A 16,599-nucleotide genomic window follows, 5' to 3' on the forward strand; every position below is an offset into this window, starting at 1 on the left:
TCATGCGTGACGGCCCAGGCGTCAGTTCGCGCGCCGGAGCGGCAGGGTCACCGCCGAAGGGTGTGCGGGGGTGTGGAGTACCTGCTGGTCGGCGGCGCGGAGGGTGGTCGCGGTCGCTCTTGGTTCACCGGTGCCGAGGTTGCGGTTGTAGCGGGGGAAGGCGCCGCTGGAGACCTGGACACGGATGCGGTGACCGCGCCGGAAGCGATAGGCCGTCGGCCACAGCCGCACCGTCGCGCACGTCGTCTCGTCGGCGCCGGTCAGGCTGACCAGGCCGTCGCACACATTGGTCGAGCGGCCCTTCTCGTCCACGTCGCACAGCCGGACGAACACATCGGCGTACGGCAGGCTGGAGCGGAACCAGATGTCCGCGCTGACCTCGCCGACGACCTCGGTGTCCTGCTCCAGCGCGGTCGTGGTGTAGGTGAGGACATCGGGACGGGCTTCCAGGGCGGTGTTGTCGACGCGGCCCGACTTGACGCCGACGGCCATGCGGACACCGCCGACGGCCGGCGTGGGGTCGGCCGGGTCGTAGCGGTAGGTGTCCGGGGCGGACTCCGGTGGCGGGTCGGCGGCGAGGGCGCCGGCGGGGTGCAGATGGAGGCGCTGCGGGTCGTAGCCCGGCGGGGGCCACGACGGGAAGTCGCGCCAGGTCTCCTCGCCCATCACGAACAGGCGCACCGGGGCGCGGTCGGACGGCTTCTCGCCGCGGGCGTGGGCCAGACCGAAGTCGAGGGCCTCGGCCGTCGCCGTCGTACCTACGCCCATGGAGATGTGCGCCCACGGGCCGACGGTGAGCCGGGCCTCTCGCCCTGCCCCCTGCAACGCCTTGAAGTCGCGCAGCTGGCCGGGCAGGAAGATGTCGTACCAGCCGCCGACCGTGCTCACCGGCACGGTGATGCCGGCGACCCGGGAACTGTGGTCGAGCACGGACCAGAACGGTGAGTCGGCGTCGTGGTCAAGGGCGTTCTGGAAGTAGTCGGAGCGGTGTCCGACGGCGGCGACGTCGGCCTCCTTCAGCGGCAAGGTGTACCAGGCGCGCCGTTCCTTCCGGATCCGCAGCGCCTGGCGCAGCAGGGCTCCCCGGCGTTCCTGACCCGCGACCTGCAGGCCCCAGCCGAAGGTCGCCTCCAGGGAGAACGACTCCTTGCGGAGGAACTCCAGCGTGAAGGCGGACTCGGAGACCGACGGGATCAACGCCTTGACCTGCGGCGGCAGTTGGTCGGCCATCGACCACTGGGCGAAACCCAGGTAGCTGCCGCCGTACAGCACGATCGCCTCGCCGCACCAGGGCTGGTCGACGAGCCACTCCACGGTGTCCAGACCGTCCTCGCGTTCGCGGCGCAGCGGGTCGAAGGCACCGCCCGAGCCGAAGGTGCCGCGGGTGCTCTGCACCAGGACCTGGAATCCACGTTCGGCCAGTGGCCTGACCAGTTGTGTGGCGATCATGCCCGCCCTGCCGTACGGGATACGGACGAGCGCGGTCGGCAGACCCCCGGCGCCGGACTTCGGGGTCCAGCGGTCGGCCAGCAGGACGGCTCCGTCGCGCATCGGTACCCGCAGATCGTGCTCGACGGCCAGATCCCTGGTCGTGGGCGGGGACAGGTGCAGGAGGCGTTGTACGAGACGACTGCCGAGGTTCATCGGAGGTGGTCGCCGTCCGTCGGGCCTGGGCGGCGGAAGGTGATGGCGGATGCGAGGCGGAGCAGACGGCTCGTCAGTTCCTCCGGGTCGAGAGGCTCCGTACCGTCGATCACCCAGTTGTTGACGAGGGTGGCCGCGCCGCCCGCGACGAACTCCGACAGGTCGTCCGCGGTCTTCTCGTCGAGCTCGCCGAACAGCTTCCGGACGGCGGACCTGTTGAGGGAGCCGAAGAGTCTGTTGAGCGTCGCGGTCATGGCGAAGGCGCACGATCCGGTCAGCATCGGGCGGTAGAAGGCCCGGTGTTCCGCGAAGTGACGTGCCAGCGCCGCCACACCCTCGGACACGTCGCCACCGCCCCCGGCCTGCGGGAGCAGCTCCCGTCTCACCAGGTCGATCGCTGCTTCCGTCAGGAGGGTGTCCCGGTCGCCGAACTGCAGGTAGACGAGACGGCGGCTCACATCGGCCGCCTCGGCGAGATCGGTGACCGCGATGTCCGTGGTGCCGCGCTCGGACACGAGACGTACCGCCGCCGCCATCAGGGCCGAGCGCGAGCGCCGCACCCTTCTGTCCTGGGCGGCGGATTCCTGGATCGGGTCGAGCTGCATACGGCTAAGTTATACATCTGAGAATAAGTGCACAAGTGTGCATCTTCTCGATCGGGATCGATCGCTCGTGACGCCGGTTCCGAGTGTGAGGGTATTGAGCTCGTCACTGGCTGGAGATCTCGCACCGGGCGGCCGCCCCTGGCCGACCGTCGGGGATCAGCTCGGTCGGGTCAGCTCGGTCCCATACCCGCGTCCCGCGCCAACAGCGCCGCCTGTACCCGGTTCTCGCACCTCAGCTTCGTCAGGATCCGGCTGACGTACGACTTCATCGTCGCCTCGCTGACATGGATCCGCTCGCCCGCGTCGGCGTTCGACAGACCCTCGCCGAGCAGTGCGAGCACCTCCAACTCCCGTGCGCTGAGCGTCTCCAGACGCCGCCGTGCCTCCTCGCCGCGCGCCGCGGTCCGGCCGGAGGCGAGCGAGTCGACCACGTGGCGGGTGGCGCCGGGCGACAGATACGCGTCCCCTGCCGCCGCCGCCCGTACCGCCTGGATCAGCTCGGCCGGCGCCGAGTCCTTCAGCAGGAACCCGGCGCCGCCCTGGCTCAGCGCACGCAGCACGTTGTCGCGCTCGCCGAACGTCGTCAGGATCAGGGGACGTACGGCCGGTGCGGCTCGCCGCAGTTCGGCCAGTGCGGACAACCCGTCCAGCACGGGCATCCGGATGTCGAGCAAGGCCACGTCTACGGCGTGAGCACGGACCAGGTCGACCGCCTCACGGCCGTTGGCCGCCTCCGCCACGACATCGATGTCGTCGGCGGAGGTGAGGATCATCCTGATGCCCGCCCGGATGAGCGGTTCGTCATCCGCGACGAGAACTCTGATCACAACTCTCCTGCAAGGCGTGCGGTGATGGCTGTTACTTGACCAAGTAGGCCTTTTTCTCGATCAGTTTGCCGTCCTTGAAGCAGAAGCGGTAGGCGGGCATCTTGTCCCCCTCGTTCGGCCAGTCCTCCGTCGACAGGTAGGACGCGCACTTCGCTCCCCGCGGCACGGCGGGCCCCTCGTCGTCCAGGACCCCGGCCATGAACGACTTGCCGTGCGGCAGCGTGTCCCGCACGGCCGTCTCGGCGTCCCCGACCTTCACCGAGTTGTAGACGGACGGCTTGATCATGACCTTGTCGGACTCCTTGTACACCAGGTTGACGATGAACACGACGGCCAGTACCCCGAGAACCAGGAAGGCCACCACTGCGGCGCTGCATCCGATCACGATGCCCTTCTTCTTACGTCCCATGGCGATGTCGAACTCCTTCTGCCTGTCCGGCGCACCGGACCAGTCGATGTCCGCATCACCGTCGCTGGGCACCACCCCTTCCCTCTGCCCCCGGAAGTCGTTCGCCGCATCGACGAACGTCGACACGTCCTGCCCCGAGTCCGTCCCCCACCGGCCGCTCTCCGGCGCGTGCGTCGACCGGGCGCCGTAGGGCAGCACGCCCGCGACCCGGAACCCGCCGTCGGCCGCGGGCCCCGCATGCACCATGCCGCCGACCAGTCGCGCCCGTTCCTGAAGCCCGGTCAGCCCCTGACCGCCGCTGACCACGGGCCGCCGTACTCCCGTGGTCGTCGCGGGGACGGGACCGTTGGCGACCTCGACGACCAGGGAATCCGGCTCGTAGCGCAGCTCGACGCTGATGGAGGCTCCCTGCGCGTGCTTCAGGGCATTGGTCAGCGCCTCCTGTACGATCCGGTACGCCGCGTGGTCCGCGGCCGGAGCCAGCGGCCGGGCCTGGCCCGTGCGCTGCAGCGCCACGACCGCCCGCGTCCCCCGCGACGCGTCCACCAGGCTGTCTATCCCCGCCACACCCCGGGACGCGGGTTCCACCTCACCCTCGTGCTCCCGCGCCGGGTCGGGCGTGCCGTCGCGCAGGATGCCGACGGCCTCGCGCAGTTCGTGCATCGCGGCCACGGACGCCTCCCGCAGCACGCCGACCCCCTCACGCTGTCCGTCCGTCAGGTCCCGGTCCACCTCCAGCGCGCCCGTGTGGACGGCGATCAGCGCCAGTTGGTGGCCGAGGCTGTCGTGCATGTCCTGCGCGATGCGCTGCCGCTCCCGCAGGCGGGCGTGGGACGCGATGATCTCGCGTTCCCGCAGCAACTGGGCGTTGTGCTCGTGCAGCGCGTGCAGGAGTGTCCGTCGCTGGGCGCGATAGCGACTCGTGAGACCGGGTACGACCGTCGTCGCCAGGAACGACAGCGTGGTGAACAGCAGTGTCTGGGCCGCCGACAGATCGAGTGTCGCCTGGTGGATGGACAGCCCCACATAGAGGACGTACGTGGCGGAGAACATCGCGAGCGCCCGCCGCGGCGCCTCGATCCTGGAGCCCGCCGACCAGCTCACGACGATCAGCACGATGCCGAAACTGCCGAGGGCACCCGCGACCGCGCCCGTGAGAACCAGCACGCTCGCCGGGAACGACCGCCGCAGCAAGGACAGCACCGCGGCGGCCACCGCGGCGAAGGCCATCTGCGGCACGCCCTCGCCCACGAGACTCAGCGCCGCGAGCAGGGCCAGTACGAGAGTCAGCACCGTCTCGCCGGCGATCCGCCGCCGGGACCACAGGTGCGCCGCGCCCAGGTGTTTCCGGAGATCGAGGGCCTTCGTCTTCACGTTCACGCGCCAACGGTAGACATCACCGGCCGCGCGCACAGTATCCGTTCGTCGCACGCGCGATCGACGAAAGTCGTACGGTCCGATTCTCACGCGTCCCCTCCGCCACGCCGGGCGGGACGGGAGCGTCCCCGTGGCCGGTCCCGCCCTGCTTCCGGGTCCGTCAGCCGCCGTTGCCGAAGGACTTGACCTGGCACTCGACCCGGTACTTGTCGTAGTCGGGCCGGTTCAGGCTGTCTCCGCTGACCAGTCCCCAATTCCCGTCGTCCACAACGCTCTTGATGCCGTGACCGTTCATGCACTTCACCATGGCGCGGACGCCGTCGCCGTAGCGCGGATTGCTCGCCGGATCCATCTCCGCCGGCTGCAGCGGGTACTTCGACTCGCACGTCTTGAGCGCCGGGCTGTCGGCCGGGGCCTTCCGGCCTGCCGGTACACCGTGTTCCTGGAGACAGTGACTCCAGGCATCCCAGAGCCTGTTGATGTCCTGCTGGTTGTCGTCGAGTCGGATCCGCACATGTCCGGCGTCCGGATCGGCAGTTCGTCCGGCCGTCGTGGAGGGGGTGACGAGGGAGGCGACCCCTTCATCGCGGGTGCCGCTCCCACCGTCGCCGCAGGAGCTGAGCATCACCAGGGTTGCGCCCGCTGCGACGACGGTCAGGACGGGCCCGGTGATGCCGTGGCGCGCGGCATGGGCGATGTAGGACATGGCGCCAACGTGCCGTCCCCGTATGAAGATCCTGTCAGCGACTGATCAGCGTCTCGTGTGATCGCCGGGCCGTCCGGGCCCCCCGACCGGACAGCGCTTCTTCGAAACACCCCCGCACCGCTCGCGCGCCCGATCGTCCTCAGCACCCTCATCGCGTGCCCATCTCGGCACCACACCCACGTCCGTACGGCACTTGGGGGCCGACGCCCGGAGCGTCAACTACTTCTGTCCCAACGCTGTACGGGCATCCGGTGTTCGAGATAGCGTCACCACGCAGCTGCCGAGTGAAACGATTCAATCCATTGCGCTCAAGGGGACAGCATGGCGTCGAACAGCACACCGGACAAAGGCATTTCCCGTCGCGTGGCTCTGGCGGCAGCCGGCACCGTCGGACTCACCGCGGTGTCCCTCTCCACCGGACTCCCCACGGCGGAAGCAGTTCCCGCCGAGGAAGCCTCCGCTTCCGTGACCGGCAACTCGGCGCGCCGCTCCGGCAGTTGGCACCGCTACGTCCAGGGGCCGTCCTCGCGCACGGTCCGCCCGGTACGGATCACCTCGTCGAGCGGCGACGTGAAGAACCCCGACGCGCTGCTCAAGCCCGGCGGCGCCAGATCCGTCCTGCGGCGTCCGCAGCCCACGACGGCACCGACCTGGCCCGCCGGCACCACGGCCGAGGCCTCGTCGGCCCACGCGGGGAACAACGGCAACGACGGGCAGCCACGCACCTACGACGCCACCAACGCGATCGACGGAAACCCGGACACCTTCTGGAACGACGACACGCTGGGGGTGTTCCCCGACGTCCTCACCATCACCGCGCCGCAGGTCACGTCCCTGCAGGGCATCACGGTGATCTCCAACAGCGACGGCGTGCCGACCGACTACACCGTCGACATATGGAGCGGCGGCGACTGGCACACCGCTGCCACGGTCACCGGCAACGACGCGGTGCAGAAGGCCGTTCCGTTCGCGGAGAAGGTCAGCACCGACCGCGTCCGCATCACGGTGACCCACGCGCAGGACACCTCGCACGGCAACTTCACCCGGATCAACGAGGTCTGGCCCGCGCCCGTCGAGCCGATCCCGATACCCACCGTCACCGTGGACTTCGGCAAGGTCGTGGTCGGATACCCGCAGATCCGGTTCACTTCAGCCTCCGCCAACTCCCCGGGCGTGCGGGTGGCGTTCTCCGAGACCCGCCAATTCCTCACCGACCGCTCGGACTTCACCCGCTCCGACCAGGCCGGCGGCGCCGGACAGGGCACGGACCAGTTCGCCGTACCCGCGAAGGGCGCCAACTGGGTTGACCACAAAGGCTTCCAGGCCGGTGACAAGGTCTTCGCGGACGGCCTGCACGGATTCCGCTACCTCAAGATCAGCCTCGACGCACTCGCCTCGGACAGCCCCGCCGCGCAGCCCTGGGGGACGGTCGAAATCGACTCCGTGGCACTGCAGTTCACCGCGTACGTGGGCACACCGAGCACCTACCGCGGCTGGTTCCTGTGCTCGGACGACGAGTTGAATCGTTACTGGTACGGCGCCGCATACACCAACGAACTGGTCACCGACACCTTCCGCCAGGACGACGTCGATCCCCGTAACGCGTGGAGCGCCACGCTGGAAGGGAAGTTGGTCCTGCAGGACGGTGCCAAGCGCGACCGCGACCCGTACGTCGGCGACCTCGCCGTCTCCGCCCGCACCCTCTACCTGACCCACGACGACGCAGCCGCCGCGGCCCGCAACGTCCTGGCCGACCTCGCCGACCACCAGCGCGCCGACGGCTGGATCCCGCCCGCCTCCATCGGCAACTACACCCTCCCGCTCTTCGACTATCCGCTGTACTGGGTCACTTGCAGCTGGGACTACGTCCTCTACACAGGCGACCGCCAGTACGCGACGCGCTACTACCCGACCCTGCTGAAGGTCCTGGACACCTGGTACCCGAGCGTCACGGACGACGCCGGTCTGCTGAGCAAGGGCCTCAACGGCACCGGCGGATACGGCGACTACGCCTTCCTGGGTCGCACGGGCCGTGTCACCTACTACAACGCCCTCTACGTCCAAGCCCTCCAGAACGCGGCCCAGTTGGCCCGCCTGCTGGGGCAGAACGCCGACGCCACGCGCTGGAGCACGCGGGCCGACAACGTTGCCCAGGCCGTGAACTCCCTGCTGTGGGACGCCGATGCGGGCGCCTACCTGGACTCCTCGACGGGCGCGATACGGCACGCCCAGGACGGCAACTCCCTGGCCGTCGTCACCGGCATCGCCGACGCGGCCCGCGCCACCTCGGCCCTCGCCCATCTCGACGCGACGACAAAACGGCCGTACGGGAACGCCTTCATGGACAACGACACCCTCTTCGACCAGGCCTCCCAGCGGGTGTACGCCTTCACCTCCTACCCGGAGATCGAAGCGCGTTTCCTGACCGGTCGGGCGGACTCCGCGCTCGACCAGATCCGCCGCATGTACGGCTGGATGGACAAGAACGACCCCGGCATCACCCACTGGGAAGGCATCGGTCCCAACGGGTCCCTGTACGAGGACGCCTACACCAGCATGGCCCACGGCTGGTCCACCGGTGTCCTGCCGGCCCTGACCAACAACCTGCTGGGCGCCCGGCCGACCTCGCCCGGATACGCCACCTGGGAGGTACGCCCGCAACCCGGTGGCGTCGACTGGGTGACAGGTCAACTGCCCACCCCGCACGGGCCGTTGGGCGTCGAATGGGAGAACGGCGCGCACGTCTTCCGACTCACCGTCCACGTGCCCGAGCACACTCAGGGCTCGGTCGTTCTCCCCGGCGACGCACGTCACCAACACGTGAGCGTCGGCCGACGGACGCTCTGGGACGGGCGGCGGGCGTCGAGCCGTGACGTGAGTGTGGTCGACGGCGCGGTCACGGTCGCGGGCCTCGGTTCTGGCGACCACGGTTTCGTGAGCGAACTGCGCGGCAACTGACCCCATTGCGTGGCTCGTTGGCGCACGGCATCGCGACGAACCGCTCCGGGACAGACCAACGTGCGTCTGGCTCGGGGCGGTTCACCGTGAACCGGGTGAACTGGGCGTTCGCTTTGGCTAATTGTGGCTGGTGTTTTGCCGGTCCATGCGTTGCCCGTCTCATCACTCCCACCTAGCCTGACCTGCGGACCGAGGAGGGCCAGGATGCTGAAGACCGTCCGGGAGCAGGCAGCGGGACTCACCAAGGATCAGCGCAACGCCTTCGTCGCCGCCTACTTGGGCTGGGCGATGGACGCCTTCGACTACTTCCTCGTCGTACTCGTCTACAGCGAGATCGCCGACGACTTCCATGTCTCCCTCACCGACATGGCCTTCCTCACCACGGCCACCCTGGTGATGCGGCCGGTCGGCGCTCTCCTCTTCGGCCTGTGGGCGGACCGCAAGGGCCGCCGCACCCCGCTCATGGTCGACGTGGCCTTCTACTCGGTCATCGGATTCGCCTGCGCCTTCGCACCGAACTACACCGTGCTGCTGGTACTGCGCCTGCTGTACGGCATCGGCATGGGCGGCGAGTGGGGCCTGGGCGCGGCGCTCGCCATGGAGAAGATCCCGGCCGAGCGGCGCGGGTTCTGGTCGGGCCTGCTGCAGAGCGGTTACTCGCTGGGCTATCTGCTCGCCGCGGTGGCGTTCTTCGGCATCGAACCCGCTTTCGGCTGGCGCGGGTTGTTCGCCTTCAGCCTCGTACCCGCCCTGGTCGCGCTGTGGGTGCGTACCCGGGTGGAGGAGAGCGAGGTGTGGGAGAAGAGCGTCAAACTCAACCGCACGCCCGCCTACCAGGTGTTCAAGAACCCCGCGGTCCTACGGCGGTTCGTGTACCTGGTCGCGCTGATGACCGCCTTCAACTGGATGTCGCACGGCACCCAGGACATCTACCCCACGTTCGTCAAGAAGGGCCTGGGCCTGTCCCCGGACACCTCGATCGCCATCGCCGTGGTCTACAACATCGGCGCCATCATCGGCGGCATGGTGCTCGGCGCCTATTCCGAGAGGCTGGGACGCCGTCGTACGATCATGATCGCGGCGGCCGCCGGCCTGGTCGTGGTGCCCTTCTTCGTCATGTCCAGCGTGGTGGGCTGGCTGATGCTCTCCTCCTTCCTGATGCAGCTGTGCGTACAGGGGGCCTGGGGTGTCATCCCCGCGCACCTGACGGAGATGAGCCCGGACACGATCCGGGGCTTCTACCCCGGCGTCACCTACCAGCTCGGCAACCTGATCGCCGCCCTCAACCTGCCGATCCAGGAGGCCCTCGCCGAACGGCACGGCTATCCGGCGGCGATGGCGTGGACCGTAACTCCCGCCCTGGTCCTGGTGATTGTGTTGAGCGCTGTAGGCAAGGAGGCCAAGGGGATCCGGTTCGGCAGCACGGGGACGCAGTCGCCGAGCGCTGCGGCGGCGGATCCGGTGTAGCCCCGGGGAGTTCGCCTTCGACGGTGCGTGCGAGGGGAGGGCCGCGGCGAGTGTGGCCGTGAGAACTGCGGCGGCCAGGAAGCCGACCGTGTGCCAGACGGGGTTCCATCCACTTGTCTCCGTGATCGGGACCCGGCAGGCGATCAGTCCCAGCAGCGCGCCGGAGCAGCACCAGCAGTAGGAGGGGCCAGGCCGGATAGAACCCGTACGAGGTTGACCACCGAACCTGCGGCCAGCGCCGAGGCCCATCACCAGCAGGGCCGGCATCGGCCGTAGCCAGCGCCGTCGGTAGAACGACCACAACCGCCCAGACAGACGGGGATCACACACATTCTCATGTTCCTCACGGACCGGCGTCGTCAGCCGGGACTGAATTGCCTCCAGGTCGGTGTGATTTGATTGCTGATCAAGACTCAGACCCAGCGAAGTGAGTTCTGGAAATGCCGGAAACCAATCGCTCATTCACCATGCTGGGGGCACAGTGAGGTGCTGGGTCCCGTGGGTCCGGACGTTCTCCGGACGACGTTCGACCAGGAGCCCTTTCCAACCTCATGCTGATGTGTGGTGAAGGACGAGAACGGCCTTCACCACGTCGGTGATTCCGCCGTCCGAACGGATCGGTGAGGACCTGGACGTTCATGCCGTGGCGTTTTGGTTTCCCGGAGTAGTACGGGGTATCGGCGGCGATGCGGTCGATCGGTAGCAGGGTGCCGTCGAGGATAACGAATGATTTGGCCCGGATCATCTTCATGGCCTCGGCCAGAGTGCGGCGGAAGGTCGCCGCCATCGTGTCCCGATCTCCTGCCGCCGGGCTGTCAGTCCAACTCGCGGTCAGCACCGCCGGCTCGGAAAGGGCTCATTGGCCCACCGGTCGGCCGGCGCGGCCCTACGGGTGCTGTGCCGCAGTCGCGAGGGCAGCCGTGGTGACGGGGGTGCCGTACGCCGCGGCCGCCCGGGTCGTGTGGCGGATCGCTGTCGCCTATCGCCGGCGGAAAGTGCCCTGGCCGGCCACGAAGCCGACGCCGATGTTGAGTCCGCCGGCGATCATCGAGCCGATGACTTCACCGCTCATGCCCCAGTAGTTGATCGTCGTCACCCCGGTCATGAAACTGGCCTGAAATCGCGCGTCCCACCCGATGATGCGGTCGATCGGGTAGTTGAACCATGCGGTTCCCCAGGTGATGCCGCCACCCAGGGCGATACCTCCGGAGACTCCGTGGAAGGTATAGGGCAGGTCCGTGAAATAGGCGTCAAGAGTGACCACGAAGGCCCCGCCTATCGCTATCCAGACGGGATACTCGGACTGCTCCTTCGCCGCGAGAGACTCCCTGACCTGCTCGGGTACGCTTTCCGGGTCGGATTTCTGGGCGATCTCCAGGGTCCTGGCGGTCAGAGAGCGGAGCGCTTCCTTCGCCATAACGGAATGACCGTCGACCAATTCTCGTTCGCGAGGGTCCTGCGTTTCGTCGGTCGGAAAAGACATGAATCCCCTTATGTGGTCCCCTCCTTGGGATACGGACAGTACTGCCCCGATTCCGCCGCAACCAGGGCCCGAGCAGCGCGGAGTTCGCAAGGAATGAGTCAAAAATGGAATCCGTCGACGCATTTTCGACAAGCTTTGCTGCGCAGGGTGATTGCACATTCTCTTGGTCATGGTTCCGTGCAGGGCAGTGAGCCCTTTCCAACCTCGCGGTGCTGACCGCGAGTTGGACCTTCCTGCGCAATGACGAAGCTCCTGGTGGACGGGTTCTCGACCGAGATCACCTGTGTCCGGCAGGAGCTTCGCGTGCTCGTCCACGCGTCCTCGACATCCTCGACGGCACCCTGCTGGCGATGGACCGCATCGCCGCCGATACCCCGTACTACTTCTGGCTCTGCCCGGATCGACCCACGATCTGACCGCCGCACGGCATCACGGAATCGTCGGCGCGCTCACCGACGCGGGGCTGGCGCGTGCTCCGGAAACTCCGCTGCAGCACCAACCGGATCACCGACGTCGTGAAAGCCGTCGTCGTCCTTCACCACGCATCAACGTGAGGTGGGAAGAAGCTCCATGGTGGTGCGCTGTCGGGCTCGTCCGACGAGCCCCGGCCTTCGACGACTAGCCGACGGCCGGTGTGGTCGGCGTCCGGCCCTGTGTTTCGGTGTGGACGGCGCAGGCGCGTTGGGGAGTGAGGTCGAGGGACGTGAGGACGGACGAGTGGACGATGGAAGGGAGGGTGTGGCGGAGGAGGGCGGAGGTGGTGTGGGCGAGGTTCTGGTACGCGGTGGTGGCCTGCGACATGGCCTGGATACCGGAGAACGCGCCGACGAGGACTTCGGCGGTCTCGACGGGGGTGACGTGGGGGAGGAGTTCGCCCTGCTTCTGGGCCTTGTCGAGGAGGTCGGTGACGATGGTGGTCCAGTGATGGAAGGGCCCGGTGCGGTCGAGGCCGTCGGCACGTTGATCGAGGGCGAGGCGGGTGCCGGCACGGACCATGGGGTCGGTCTGGAGGCGGTAGGCGTGGAGCATGGTGGTGTCGACTAGTTCTTGGGTCTTGCAAGGACGGTCGGGGACGGTGAGGCTCTGGTTCTGTCCGGCGAGTACGCCTTCAGCGAGTTGTTCCTTCGACTTGAAGTGGAAGTAGAGGGCGCCCTTGGTGACGTTGGCAGTGGTGAGGATCTCGCTGATGGTGGCTGCTTGGTAGCCCCGCTCCTCGAAGACGCCGGCCGCGGCGATCAGGATGGTGCGGCGGGTGCGGATCGCCCGGTCCTGTTTGGGTCCTGGCATGTGCCGGCGCCTTTCGTTGCGTGTGGGCTGCGCCCTCTGCTCGCTAAAAATACCGTCCAGTTCGTATAGTCTACGGCGCTGCAGATCTCGTTGAGGAGGCGTCAACAAGGCATATATCGCCGGGCTCTTGGCATTGATCGGCGCACTAAACCGTCCGTGCCGTTTCTTCTGCAGAGGATTCGACGTCGCTCAGGCTCGCACCCTGGTCGGCTCAGTTGCCCGCCGGGCCGGGGATCTGGCCGCTGAGCAGGCTGCCCGCGCCGGGTACGACCGTCGGCAGGCCCAGTTCGACGAGGATGCGGTAGGCCGTGGCGGTTGCCGCGGAGAGCACCGGCAGCCCCGACGCCTCCTCCACCGGCTGGATCGACGGCAGCGAAGGCATCTGCACACAGGCCGACAGGACGAGTGCGTCGGCCCGTGACAGGTCCAGGCGCTTCCAGTGCTCGCGCAGGTCGGCGGGGTCGAGTCGGGCGACGGCCAGGTTGTCCGGCACCTCCAGGCTCAACGCGTCCACCACCTCGATGCCGGCGTCCTCGATGTAGTGCGCCACCAGCCGTGTGAGCGGCTTCATGTACGGCGTGACGATCGCGACCCGCCCGGCTCCCAAGGCCCTGATGCCGTCCAGCAGAGCACCCGCGCTCGACGCCACGGGCGCCTGGCAGCCCTCGGCGCGCAGCACACCGGTGATCTCGTCCTCGGCGGTGCAGTGGTGCCCCGGCCCCTGCGCCATGATCGCCACGAGGCAGGCCGTGACGACCACGTCGGGCCGGGCGTCGGCCAGCTCCAGCGCCGCGCGCCTGGTCTGCGCGTTCATCGCGCGCAGCTGCTCGGGCGTGACGTGCCGCATCCGCATACGACTGCTGTGGAAGACGAACCGGTCCTGCGGAACCACGGACTCGCGCCGCCGCATCATGCGCGGCAGCTCCGTCTCCATGGTCAGGTTCGAACTGGGCACGATCATGCCGATGTGGTGATCGGTCACGGGATCCTCCGGGTGTCCGCGTACGCGATGTACGTACGGTGGTCGGCGACCGGGGATCCGCCGACCGCCGCCGCGGAGTCAGGAGTCCTCGGTCAGTCCCTCCCAGTGGTCGGCGAGGGACGTGAACAGATGCATGATTTCCTCGCGTTGCTCCGGTCCGAACGGCGCGAGGAGCCGTTCGTCCAGCCGGCGGGCGCGGAGGTTCGCGTCGTGGAGGGTTCGCTCGCCCTCCTCCGTCAGGTGGAGCAGCTTGCGCCGGCCGTCGTCCGCGGCCGTCCTGCGCACGATCAGGCCTCGGTTCTCCAGCCGCCGCGCGACGTCCGCCATCGTCGACGTGTCCAGGGAGACCGCGGACGCCATGGACCGCTGGTCGCTCCCGGGCGCCGCCTCCACTGCCTGGAGCACCGCGAACTGCGGGCCCGTGAGCGTCGGGTCGACGGCACGGATCCAGACCGCGAGATACGCCTGGTAGAGGCGGCGGACCTGGTAGCCGGGCGCGGCGGTGAGCGCCGGGGGAGGTCCGGGAGGCGTGGACGTCGGGGTTGCGGTTTCGTCACCCATGGAGCCCACTTAAGCACGGCACTTGATCGAGTCGTCAGCCGGACCGGCGATCGCCGCGAACGCGCCCGGCGCCGTCACGCAAGCATCGGGCGCAGCGCCTGGCGCAGGGCCGTGAGCGCGGCGGGCGGGTTGTCCCAGAACAGCATGTGGCCGGCGTCGGGGATCTGGGTCAACGCGGCCGACGGCAGCAGGCGGGCCGCCTCCGCCGCGCCCTCCGCGGTGACGACTGGGCTGTCCGCGCCGTACAACAGCGCCGTGGGGCCGGGAACGGAGGGCCACCAGTCGAAGAAGTCCTCGTTCTCGAAGCCCCGGTGCGTGGCGGCGACGGCCTCCGTGTCACAGCTCGCCAGCCAGCGGGCCCGCAGCTCCTGTTCACGGCGCGGCCAGCGCGGCCAGGACCGGGCCACTTCGTCCGCGTCGGTGCCGCGCCGCGCCTGCGCCAGCTGGTCGAGGAAGGCGTCCAGAGACGTCGGATAGGGCCCGCGTCCGGGGCCGCTCATCGGTGGATCGCCCAGCACGGTGCCCCGTAGTCCCACCTTGGCCCGGACAGCGGTCACGGCTGCGATTCGGGCACCCATCGAGTGCCCGAAGAGCACCGGCCGGTGCAGGCCGAGGCCCGCGACGACGGCCTCGGTGTCCTCGGCGTACTCCTCCAGCCCGTACGAACCACCGCCGTCGGACAGCCCGCGCCCACGGACATCGACCACCAACGGCCGTGCCAGAGACGTCAGTTGACGGGCGACGAAGTCCATCGCGACGGCCGGGCTGGTGATACCGGGCAGCACGACCAGCGGGACACCGTCACCTCCGTAGTCCAGGACGTGCAGGCGCGTGCCACCGGAGCGGACCCAGCGACTCGTGGCGGGAACGTCGGCGAGGTCGGCCAGCGCGGACTGCGCCAGCAGGCGGGTGGATGGGGGCATGGGGTTCTCCAATGGTGCAGAACAGAGGGGCTACGGCGCTGTCCTCGGCAGGCCGTCGAGATACCCGACGGCGTCCTTGAGGTCGATCACGTCGCCGTACTTGGCCTGGATGTCGAAGAGGTTCGCCTCGTGCGGACCCGGCGCGCGGTCGCCGACACACTCCCGCGGCACCAGCACCGAGAACCCGGACTGCACCGCGTCCACGGCAGTGGCCCGCACGCAGCCGCTCGTCGTCGCCCCGCACACCACCACCGTGTCGCAGCCGAGTCCGGTCAGCAGGGCGGCCAGGGACGTACCGAAGAACGCGGACGCGCCCTTCTTCACAATCAGATGATCCTGCGGAGTCCGGGGCAACCGCGGGTCGAGCGCGACCTCCTCGCTGCCCTCGACCAGGCTCCGCATGCCCTGCGCCTTCTGCAGCCAGGTGACGGCGTCGCCCGCCGCCTCCGCCGGTGTATAGGCGATCGCGGTGAACACCACCGGAACGCCGGCCGGTCGCGCCGCCGCGATCAACTTGCCGGTGGCCGCGACGACTTCGGTGAGGTCGGCCCCCGAGGGGAAGCCCGCCTCGGTGAAGCCGCGCGTGAGGTCGACCACGACGAGTGCGGGGCGACTGCCACGCCGCACGGGCGCGCCGAACCCGGCCCGCCGGTAGGTGAGTTCCGTGTCCTGACCGTACCGAGCGTCGCTCATGACGTCCTCCGAAGGGCCCGCAACTCCCGTGCCTGGGCGCCGAGTCGGCCGAACAGCCAGCCCTCCAACACACCCAGGGCGAACACCCCTGCCACCAGGCCGTACTTGGCGGCCCGTGGACCGAACAGCATTGCCAGGCCGTCGAGGTCGGAGTCGGAGTCCTGTGCGACGGCCGGCTGTGCCACTACAGGAGTGATCGGGGACGCGGCAGGAGCGGTCGCGACGGTCCGGTCCTGGTCGAGGAGGCTCCCCAGGTTCCGTGCGAACTGCTGGAGGATCCGGTCCGACACCGTGACGATCGCGCCCTTGCCGAACTGGACGATCTTGCCGCGGATCACCAGGTCCGTGGAGAGCTGGAGCAGCGCTCCCTCGGGCGCGGCGAGGATTTCGAGCGAGACCTCCGCCTCCGCGTCCCCGCTGCCGTGGGTGTCCGTACCGCGCGCGTGCACGCGCAGTCGCCGCCGTTCGGCGTCGATCTCCAGGAACCGGACGGTGCCCGCGTACGAGGCGCTGATCGGCCCCACCCGGATCTTCACCCGGCCCCGCCAGGTGTCGCCGTCCTGCCCTTCGAGCGCGGCGCCCGGCATGCAGGACGCGACCCGTTCGACGTCGTTCATCAGGGCGAAGACGTCGTCGGGGGATGCCTTGATCGGCACCGTGTTGGTGAGCTGCATGCC

Annotated in this window: 14 protein-coding genes and 2 pseudogenes; 3 read left to right on the forward strand and 13 right to left on the reverse strand. The window is 68.8% G+C overall.

The genetic code is table 11. The features are described 5' to 3' along the window. Window positions 1-21: 21 nt before the first annotated feature. The 5 genes from AB0I69_RS32560 to AB0I69_RS32580 form a co-directional block, all read right to left on the reverse strand. A complete protein-coding gene (locus AB0I69_RS32560) occupies window positions 22-1,644 on the reverse strand; it encodes a CocE/NonD family hydrolase (protein WP_363099329.1) in 1,623 nt (540 codons plus the stop codon). Further along, the gene (locus AB0I69_RS32565) at window positions 1,641-2,249 is read right to left on the reverse strand and encodes a TetR/AcrR family transcriptional regulator (protein WP_363099330.1); all 609 of its coding nucleotides are present in this window, start codon (window positions 2,247-2,249) and stop codon (window positions 1,641-1,643) included. The genes AB0I69_RS32560 and AB0I69_RS32565 overlap by 4 nt, the downstream gene beginning before the upstream one ends. Window positions 2,250-2,419: 170 nt before the next feature. Further along, window positions 2,420-3,076 carry a response regulator transcription factor gene (locus tag AB0I69_RS32570; RefSeq protein WP_363099331.1) on the reverse strand — a complete coding sequence of 219 codons (657 nt, stop codon included), beginning with the start codon at window positions 3,074-3,076 and terminating at the stop codon, window positions 2,420-2,422. A gap of 31 nt (window positions 3,077-3,107) precedes the next feature. Continuing rightward, window positions 3,108-4,865 carry a histidine kinase gene (locus tag AB0I69_RS32575; RefSeq protein WP_363099332.1) on the reverse strand — a complete coding sequence of 586 codons (1,758 nt, stop codon included), beginning with the start codon at window positions 4,863-4,865 and terminating at the stop codon, window positions 3,108-3,110. 157 nt (window positions 4,866-5,022) lie between these two features. After that, window positions 5,023-5,568, reverse strand: coding sequence for a hypothetical protein (locus AB0I69_RS32580; protein ID WP_363099333.1), 546 nt, complete (start codon window positions 5,566-5,568; stop codon window positions 5,023-5,025). A gap of 321 nt (window positions 5,569-5,889) precedes the next feature. On the opposite strand from AB0I69_RS32580, the gene AB0I69_RS32585 reads away from it, so the two are divergent. Together AB0I69_RS32585 and AB0I69_RS32590 are read left to right on the forward strand one after the other, a co-directional pair. Further along, entirely contained in the window at window positions 5,890-8,526 is a 2,637-nt protein-coding gene (locus AB0I69_RS32585) for an alpha-L-rhamnosidase C-terminal domain-containing protein (RefSeq protein WP_363099334.1), read from the forward strand. A gap of 204 nt (window positions 8,527-8,730) precedes the next feature. After that, complete coding sequence (locus tag AB0I69_RS32590; RefSeq protein ID WP_363099336.1) at window positions 8,731-9,993, forward strand: MFS transporter; 1,263 nt, start codon at window positions 8,731-8,733, stop codon at window positions 9,991-9,993. 604 nt (window positions 9,994-10,597) lie between these two features. On the opposite strand, the pseudogene AB0I69_RS32595 reads toward AB0I69_RS32590, so the two are convergent. Together AB0I69_RS32595 and AB0I69_RS32600 are read right to left on the reverse strand one after the other, a co-directional pair. Then, a pseudogene (locus AB0I69_RS32595) lies at window positions 10,598-10,726 on the reverse strand (IS5/IS1182 family transposase); the annotation flags it as partial. Window positions 10,727-10,972: 246 nt separating this feature from the next. Continuing rightward, complete coding sequence (locus AB0I69_RS32600; RefSeq protein ID WP_363099337.1) at window positions 10,973-11,476, reverse strand: hypothetical protein; 504 nt, start codon at window positions 11,474-11,476, stop codon at window positions 10,973-10,975. Between the two features lie 326 nt (window positions 11,477-11,802). On the opposite strand from AB0I69_RS32600, the pseudogene AB0I69_RS32605 reads away from it, so the two are divergent. Next, a pseudogene (locus AB0I69_RS32605) lies at window positions 11,803-12,030 on the forward strand (IS5/IS1182 family transposase); the annotation flags it as partial. A 64-nt stretch (window positions 12,031-12,094) separates the two neighbouring features. Here AB0I69_RS32605 and AB0I69_RS32610 read toward each other — a convergent pair. The 6 genes from AB0I69_RS32610 to AB0I69_RS32635 all read right to left on the reverse strand — a co-directional run bounded on the left by AB0I69_RS32610 (window position 12,095) and on the right by AB0I69_RS32635 (window position 16,596). After that, window positions 12,095-12,763: a ScbR family autoregulator-binding transcription factor gene (locus AB0I69_RS32610; protein WP_363099338.1), complete on the reverse strand. Its 669-nt coding sequence runs from the start codon at window positions 12,761-12,763 to the stop codon at window positions 12,095-12,097. A 211-nt stretch (window positions 12,764-12,974) separates the two neighbouring features. Further along, window positions 12,975-13,745, reverse strand: a complete 771-nt coding sequence (locus tag AB0I69_RS32615; RefSeq protein ID WP_363099339.1) for an Asp/Glu racemase — start codon at window positions 13,743-13,745, stop codon at window positions 12,975-12,977. A 78-nt stretch (window positions 13,746-13,823) separates the two neighbouring features. Further along, window positions 13,824-14,306, reverse strand: coding sequence for a MarR family winged helix-turn-helix transcriptional regulator (locus AB0I69_RS32620; RefSeq protein WP_363099340.1), 483 nt, complete (start codon window positions 14,304-14,306; stop codon window positions 13,824-13,826). Between the two features lie 74 nt (window positions 14,307-14,380). Further along, window positions 14,381-15,229, reverse strand: a complete 849-nt coding sequence (locus AB0I69_RS32625; RefSeq protein ID WP_363099341.1) for an alpha/beta hydrolase — start codon at window positions 15,227-15,229, stop codon at window positions 14,381-14,383. Window positions 15,230-15,259: 30 nt separating this feature from the next. Beyond that, complete coding sequence (locus AB0I69_RS32630) at window positions 15,260-15,922, reverse strand: isochorismatase family protein (RefSeq protein WP_363099342.1); 663 nt, start codon at window positions 15,920-15,922, stop codon at window positions 15,260-15,262. Then, on the reverse strand, window positions 15,919-16,596 hold the full coding sequence (locus AB0I69_RS32635) for an SRPBCC family protein (protein ID WP_363099343.1): 678 nt from the start codon (window positions 16,594-16,596) through the stop codon (window positions 15,919-15,921). The genes AB0I69_RS32630 and AB0I69_RS32635 overlap by 4 nt, the downstream gene beginning before the upstream one ends. Window positions 16,597-16,599: the final 3 nt, after the last annotated feature.

Origin of the sequence: Streptomyces sp. NPDC050508 (assembly GCF_040655155.1) — a bacterium.
Taxonomy (GTDB): domain Bacteria; phylum Actinomycetota; class Actinomycetes; order Streptomycetales; family Streptomycetaceae; genus Streptomyces.